This window comes from Actinomadura napierensis (assembly GCF_039529375.1).
In the GTDB taxonomy this organism is placed as follows: domain Bacteria; phylum Actinomycetota; class Actinomycetes; order Streptosporangiales; family Streptosporangiaceae; genus Spirillospora; species Spirillospora napierensis.
The window spans coordinates 20,984-27,697 of sequence record NZ_BAAAMR010000117.1 but is presented as its reverse complement, the minus strand read 5'-3'; the positions used below and the strand labels follow the sequence as shown (position 1 = coordinate 27,697).

Genomic DNA, 6,714 nt, shown 5'->3' with positions numbered 1-6,714 from the left:
ATCGCCGAGGTCGCCCCGCGCGCGCGGGGCCTCGGGGGCACCCGGCGCGGCCCGCGCTCCGGCGATCCCGGTGCCGGCGGTGCGGCCCGGAGGGGCCAGGAACGTGCTCCACGGGTCCGCGGACCGGATCTGCCTCATCTTCACCTGCCCTGTCGCATGCCGATCATAGGCGGCGCCGGAGCCGGTGCGGCGGAACCGCCGCAACCTCCCCCACGGCGGACGCCGGCGTCCCGCGCCGCGCCCGCCCGTCTCGTCCATGCCCCAACGTCAGCACTTGGACGCGCCGCGGTCGGCTACCGCTCCCGCCATTGTCGCCTTTCCTGGCCGGAACGCGCCATGCCCGCCGGCGCTCCGCTCCAGGCGCCGGTCAGACGTCGATCAGGCGGCGGTCAGACGTCGGTGATGCGCAGGCCCGCGTGCGCCTTGTAGCGGCGGTTCATCGAGATGAGGTTGGCGGTGAACGCCTCGACCTGGCCGGCGTTGTTCAGCCGGCCGCCGTAGACGCCGCGCATGCCGGGGATGCGCCCGGCGAGCGCCTGCACCAGGTCGGTGGCCTCCCGGTCGTTGCCGAGGACGAGGACGTCCAGCTCCATCTCGTCCACCTCGGGGTCGAGCAGCAGCTTGGCGGACACGTGGTGGAACGCGGCGACGACCCGGCTCTCCGTCAGGACGGCGGCGGCCTGCTCGGCGGCGCTGCCCTCCTCGACCGGCAGCGCGAACGCGCCCTTGCCCTTCTCGAAGCCGAGCGGGTTCACGCAGTCCACGACGATCTTGCCGGCGAGCGCCTCGCGCAGCGACTCCAGCAGCGACCTGTGCCCGTCCCACGGCACCGCGACGACCACCACGTCGGCGCCGCCGGCGGCGGCCGCGTTCTCCGCGCCCGAGACGGGCAGGTCCGCGCCCAGGTCGTCGGCGGCCTGCTGCGCCCGCTCCGCCTTCCGCGACCCGATGACCACGCGGTGGCCGGCCAGCGCGAACCGGCGCGCCAGGCCCTTGCCCTGGTCCCCGGTGCCGCCGAGGATGCCGATGGTGAGGCCGCTCACGTCGGGGAGGTCGTAGGGCGTCTTCTGCTGCTGCTCAGTCATGCCGCCGAGTCTGCCAGGCGGCCTTTCCGCGGCTTCGCGGCGCCCTCCCGGGTCGCGCGAAACCGGCGTGGCGCCCGCGCCGCGTGCGGCACCATGGTGCGGTGGACGCCGAGCAGATCGTGATGTTGCGCGAGGTGCTGTCCGCCACCGGCTGGCTGGAGCGCACCCAGGACTTCGGACGCGCCCTGCGAGTGACCTCCCGCACGCCCGGCGGGCTGCTGCTCGTCGGCACGCCCGCGGGCGACCCCTGGCACCTGGCCGCGCACCTGGACGACGAGGCCCGGCTCGGCGACGCCCCGGGCCTGGCGCCCACGCTGGTGCGCTGGGCGCCGCCGCAGGACGCGCCGCCGCATCTGAGCATCGGGCTGTCCCGGCTGGAGGAGGCGCGGCGCGGCGAGACGCTGTTCGTCGTCGCCGAGGACGAGGCGCCCGCACCGCTGCTCGAACGGGTCGACGACGCGCGCCGCGTCGGCGCGACGATCCTCGCGCTGGACGGCGGCGACCGCGACCTGGAGGACCTGGCGCACGAGGCGCTGACGGTCCCGCCCGGCGAGGCGCTGCTGTCGTTCGACGGCGCACAGCACCTGGTGAGCGCCGCGGCGGGCCAGGAGCCCGCGCGCGGCGCCCGCGGCCTGCGGCACCGCCTCGCCAGGCTGCTCGAGGCGGTGACCGGCCCGACCGTCGACTAGTCCGCTAGTCCTCGTTGTCCTTGCGCCACGCCTCGTTGCGCTCGCGCGCCAGCGCCAGCGCGCCGGCCGCGGCGCTCTCGTTCGGGTACGGGCCCATCCGGTCCTTGTTCGGGCAGCCGGGCCCGTGCTCGACCTTCATGTGCTTCAGGCAGAACCACCAGTCACCGTCGTCACCGGCCATCGGCGCTCCTTCCGATCATGGCTCGCGCGGGATTCGTTGCCGCGATACCGCTGACTACACTCCATCACTATGACGACCCAGCTTCTCCGTCCCGGCAACGTCTCGCCCATGCGCAAGGTCCCGGCGCAGATCCCGCGCCCGGAGTACGTGGGGAAGAAGCGGCCGAAGACCGGCGAGCCGGACGTCAAGACACCCGAGATCATCGAGCGGATGCGGGTCGCCGGCAGGATCGCGGCGCAGGCGCTGGAGGAGGTCGGCAAGCACGTCCGGCCCGGCGTCACCACCGACGAGCTCGACCGCATCGGGCACGAGTACATGCTCGACCACGGCGCCTACCCCTCCACCCTCGGCTACCGGGGCTTCCCGAAGTCGCTGTGCACCTCGATCAACGAGGTGATCTGCCACGGCATCCCCGACGACACGGTGCTGCGCGACGGCGACATCATCAACGTCGACATCACCGCGTTCATCGACGGCGTCCACGGCGACACCGACGCGACGTTCCTGTGCGGCGACGTGGACGAGGAGTCGCGGCTGCTGGTGGAGCGCACCCACGAGGCGACGATGCGGGGCATCCGGGCGGTCAAGCCGGGGCGCGCGCTGAACGTGATCGGGCGGGTCATCGAGTCCTACGCCAAGCGGTTCGGGTACGGGGTCGTCCGCGACTTCACCGGGCACGGCATCGGCACCACGTTCCACTCGGGCCTGGTCGTCCCGCACTACGACGACCCGAGCGCCACGACGATCATCGAGCCGGGCATGACGTTCACCATCGAGCCGATGCTGACCCTCGGCACACACGACTACGACATCTGGGACGACGGCTGGACCGTCGTCACCAAGGACCGCAGGCGCACCGCGCAGTTCGAGCACACGCTGCTGGTGACCGGGGACGGCCACGAAATCCTCACCCTGCCGTGACCCTTTCGTCGACCTAGCGTCCCGTTCAGCCAGCGACCCGGCCGGGAGAATCCGCCCTGATGAACGCTCCAGCGCCGTATGAGCCGAGGGTTCCGTCCGACAGCATGCCTCCGGGGCGGGCCGCGCTGAGCGTGACGTGGGCGGCGCTGCCGTTCCTGACGCTGGGGTACGCGACGCCGTTCACGTTCGCGGCGGCGGCGCTGTGGCGGCGCAGCGCGCATCTGCTGGTGTCGTCGGCGGTCTACATCGGCATATTCGCGCTGATGCTGTACCTGCTGCCCGACATCGGCAAGGAGGACGGCACGCAGCAGGCGGTGGGCGTGCTGCTGTTCCTCCTGGCGGTGGTGGGCTGCGGGCACGCGTTCCTGATCCGGCGCCGGGTCTTCGACCCGCACGGGCTGGCGGGCATCGACAACGAGGCCGTCGTGGAGCGGGTGCGGCGGCAGCGGCTGCTGCGCGAGAAGGCGCGGGAGCTGGCGGCGAGCGACCCGGGCCTGGCCAAGGAGCTGCGGATCGGCCGCCCCGACCTGCCGCGCCAGTTCAAGGACGGCGGCCTGGTCGACGTCAACCACGCGCCGGCGGAGGTACTGATGCTGCTGCCCGGCATCACCGCGGAACTGGCGGAGAAGATCGAGCGGGTGCGGACGGAGACCGGCGGGTTCATGTCCGCTGAGGAAATGTCGGTGGTGGCGGGCCTGCCTCCGCAGCTGACCGGCGACCTCGCCGACTACGCCGTCTTCATTCGCTAGCAGGGCGGTCTCCATCTGCTAGCCGGGCCGTCTTCATCGGGCGATCGCGGGTATGTGGCGGGCGTGACGGAGAAGAAGGGCAAGAAGGACACGCGCAAGGGCGGGGACCGGCTCGCCGAGTACCGCGGCAAGCGCGACCCCCACCGGACGCCCGAGCCCGTCCCCGAGGAGAAGTCGCTCCCGCACGGCGACGACGACACATTCGTCGTCCAGGAGCACCACGCGTCGAGCCTGCATTGGGACCTGCGTTTCGAGCGGGACGGCGTGCTGGTCTCCTGGGCCGTGCCGAAGGGCCTGCCGTGGAGCCCGGAGACGAACCATCTGGCCGTCCACACCGAGGACCATCCGCTCGAGTACGCCACGTTCGAGGGCGACATCCCGCAGGACGAGTACGGCGGCGGCAAGGTGCTGATCTGGGACCGCGGGACGTACGAGACGGAGAAGTGGTCCGAGCGCGAGGTGAAGGTCGTCGTGCACGGCTCGCGGGTGTCGGGCCGGTACGTGCTGTTCCGGACGCGCGGCAAGAACTGGATGATCCACCGGATGGACCCGCCGGCGGACCCGGACGCCGAGCCGCTGCCGGAGTCGCTGCGCCCGATGCGGCCCGCGCGCAGGGCCCGGTTGCCGCGCGACCAGGACGCCTGGGGCTTCGAGTTCGCGTGGGGCGGCCGGCGGCTGCTGGCCTACGTGGAGGGCGGCCGGACGCGGTTCACCGACGGCCGGGGCCGCGCGGTGGACGGCCCCGGCGGGCTCGGCTCGCGACTCGGTGGGCGACTCGGCGCCCGCCCGGCGGTGCTGGACGGCGAGCTGGCCGTGCTGGACGGCCGCGAGACCTACATGATCTTCGATGTGCCGCACCTGGACGGGCGGCCGCTGCTCGACGTCCCCTACCGCGAGCGCCGGGACCGGCTGGACGGGCTGGAGCTGTCGGGCCCAAGCTGGCAGACGGCGCCGTGGTACCCGGGCGACGGCGACGCGGTGCGGGAGACCGCCGCCGCGCAGGGCCTGCCCGGCGTGGTCGCCAAGCGCCTGGACTCCCCGTACGAGCCGGGCGAGGAGTCCGGCGCCTGGCGGCTGATCGAGTCGCCCCCGCGCAAGCGCTGAGGCGCTTCGCCCAAGCGCTGAGACGCTTCGCGCGAGCGCTGAGCCTCAGTAGGCGACGGTGATGCGGCGGCCGATCGCCTCGTTCTTCTCCAGCTCGTCGACCAGCGCGACGGCGTAGTCCTCGGCGCTGATGCGGCTGTCGCCCTCGGCGTCGCGCAGCAGGCGGTCGCCGCCGAGGCGGAAGACCCCGGTGCGCTCGCCCGGCTCGATCACCGCCGCGGGTGAGACGTAGGTCCAGTCCAGGTCGCCCGCCTCGGCGCGGATGACGTCGAGCAGCGCGGCGTGGGCCAGCGCCTCCGGCTTGTACGCCTGGACGAAGCCCGGTTCGTCCACGTGCCGGACGCCCGGGGCGACCTCCAGGCTGCCCGCGCCGCCGACCACGACCAGCCGCCGGACCCCCGCCCGGCGCACCGCGTCCAGGACGGCGCGTCCCGCCTCCAGCACCGGCCCCTCGGGGTCGGACCCGTCGCGGGGCGGCGAGATCGCCACTACCACCGCGTCGTGGCCCTCGGCCAGCGCGGCCACGGCGGCGGTGTCGGCCGCGTCCGCCTTCTGCGTGCCCTCGTTGCCGCTGCGGGTCACGCCGGTCACCTCGTGGCCGCGGCGGCGCGCCTCGTCCGCGACCCGCCGGCCGATCATTCCGGTCGCGCCGATCAGCAGGATCCTCATGTCGTCCTCCTCGAATGTCCGTGCCGGGCCCGAAGGTACCCATCGGATACTGGTTACTTCAACGTGCCATTGGTACCCTCTGGAAACCATGAGAGGCGACGCGTTCGATCCCGGCTGCCCGACCCGGCTCCTCCTCGACCGGATCGGCGACAAGTGGTCGGTGCTGGTCGTGCTCGCCCTCACCGGCGGGCCGCGCCGCTTCACCGAGCTCCGCCGCCTCATCGGCGGCGTCACCCCCAAGGTCCTTACCCAGACGCTGCGGACGATGGAACGCGACGGCCTGCTCACCCGCGAGGTCTTCGCCGAGGTCCCGCCGCGCGTCGAGTACGCGCTGACGCCCATGGGGCTGTCCCTGCACGGGCCGATCCAGGCGATCACCGACTGGGCGGAGGAGAACGTCGAGGACGTCCTGTCCGCCCGCGCCCGCCACGACGAACTCCCCGCCTGAGCCCGGAACCGCCGCACCGTATTCCGCATCAAAGGGACGTGGCAACCGCTTCGGCGCGCCGCCGCTGAAAACGATCAGTAGCGGGCTAGAGTCCCGCCCTGAACCGGGCGGCGGACGGTGTGCGGAAAGCGGGGGAACGGCCATGATGGGGAAGACGCACGCGCTGAGCGGCGCGCTGGCGTGGCTGGCCGCGGTGCCGGTGCTCGGCCAGGAGAGGCTGCTCGGCGACTTCGCGGTGTCGCTGTCGCCCGAGCAGATCGCGGCGGGCGCGGTGGTGTGCGCCGGCGCGGCGATCCTGCCCGACATCGACCACCACAACGGGCGCATCGCCAACACCTACGGGCCCATCACCCACCACATGTGCAAGTGGATCGGGAAGGTGTCGGGCGGGCACCGGCACGCCACCCACTCGATCCTGTTCGCGGTCGGCATCGGCTGGGCGATGGACACGCTCGCCACCCACTACAAGTACGCGTGGTGGGCCTGCCTGTTCATGATCGTCGGGTTGGGGCTGCGCGGCGTCGGGCTCGACTTCGAGGGCCGCGAGCCGCAGTCCGCGCTGGCCGACTGCGCGCTCGCGCTGATCGCCGTCTGGCTGATGCACAACATCGACATGAGCTTCGTCGGGTTCGCGGTCACCCTCGGCTGCCTGGCGCACGTCGCCGGCGACTGCCTGACACCGCGCGGCTGTCCGGTGTTCTGGCCGCTGCCGTGGCGGATCGAGGTGCCGCTGGTCCCGCGCACCAACGGCAAGGTCGAGCACTGGGTCGTCGGCCCCCTGCTGATCCTCGGCATCGCGATCCTGGCGGTCCGGTCGGTGCTCGGCAACGTCGCCACGAGCTGGCTCACCAAGGGCTGACCGAACCCG

9 protein-coding genes are annotated in these 6,714 nt (G+C 72.8%); 6 read left to right on the top strand and 3 right to left on the bottom strand.

Annotated elements, in window-relative coordinates:
• Positions 1-389 precede the first annotated feature (389 nt).
• Complete coding sequence (npdG, locus tag ABD296_RS40890) at positions 390-1,085, bottom strand: NADPH-dependent F420 reductase (RefSeq protein WP_344280789.1); 696 nt, start codon at positions 1,083-1,085, stop codon at positions 390-392.
• Between the two features lie 122 nt (positions 1,086-1,207).
• On the opposite strand from npdG, the gene ABD296_RS40885 reads away from it, so the two are divergent.
• Positions 1,208-1,774, top strand: coding sequence for a hypothetical protein (locus ABD296_RS40885; protein WP_407061570.1), 567 nt, complete (start codon positions 1,208-1,210; stop codon positions 1,772-1,774).
• 4 nt (positions 1,775-1,778) lie between these two features.
• Here the strand turns inward: ABD296_RS40885 and ABD296_RS40880 are convergent, their stop codons facing one another.
• Positions 1,779-1,955: a hypothetical protein gene (locus ABD296_RS40880; RefSeq protein ID WP_344280783.1), complete on the bottom strand. Its 177-nt coding sequence runs from the start codon at positions 1,953-1,955 to the stop codon at positions 1,779-1,781.
• Positions 1,956-2,024: 69 nt separating this feature from the next.
• On the opposite strand from ABD296_RS40880, the gene map reads away from it, so the two are divergent.
• From map to ABD296_RS40865, 3 genes are all read left to right on the top strand, one after another.
• On the top strand, positions 2,025-2,876 hold the full coding sequence (gene map / locus ABD296_RS40875) for a type I methionyl aminopeptidase (protein ID WP_344280779.1): 852 nt from the start codon (positions 2,025-2,027) through the stop codon (positions 2,874-2,876).
• A 59-nt stretch (positions 2,877-2,935) separates the two neighbouring features.
• Positions 2,936-3,625, top strand: a complete 690-nt coding sequence (locus ABD296_RS40870) for a ComEA family DNA-binding protein (RefSeq protein WP_344280775.1) — start codon at positions 2,936-2,938, stop codon at positions 3,623-3,625.
• 63 nt (positions 3,626-3,688) lie between these two features.
• On the top strand, positions 3,689-4,729 hold the full coding sequence (locus tag ABD296_RS40865; RefSeq protein ID WP_344280772.1) for a DNA polymerase ligase N-terminal domain-containing protein: 1,041 nt from the start codon (positions 3,689-3,691) through the stop codon (positions 4,727-4,729).
• Between the two features lie 45 nt (positions 4,730-4,774).
• Here the strand turns inward: ABD296_RS40865 and ABD296_RS40860 are convergent, their stop codons facing one another.
• Positions 4,775-5,398 carry an NAD(P)-dependent oxidoreductase gene (locus ABD296_RS40860; protein WP_344280769.1) on the bottom strand — a complete coding sequence of 208 codons (624 nt, stop codon included), beginning with the start codon at positions 5,396-5,398 and terminating at the stop codon, positions 4,775-4,777.
• A gap of 88 nt (positions 5,399-5,486) precedes the next feature.
• Here ABD296_RS40860 and ABD296_RS40855 point away from each other — a divergent pair, with 88 nt between their 5' ends.
• Positions 5,487-5,846: a winged helix-turn-helix transcriptional regulator gene (locus ABD296_RS40855; RefSeq protein WP_344280766.1), complete on the top strand. Its 360-nt coding sequence runs from the start codon at positions 5,487-5,489 to the stop codon at positions 5,844-5,846.
• A 142-nt stretch (positions 5,847-5,988) separates the two neighbouring features.
• A complete protein-coding gene (locus ABD296_RS40850; protein WP_344280763.1) occupies positions 5,989-6,705 on the top strand; it encodes a metal-dependent hydrolase in 717 nt (238 codons plus the stop codon).
• The last annotated feature ends 9 nt before the right edge of the window (positions 6,706-6,714 follow it).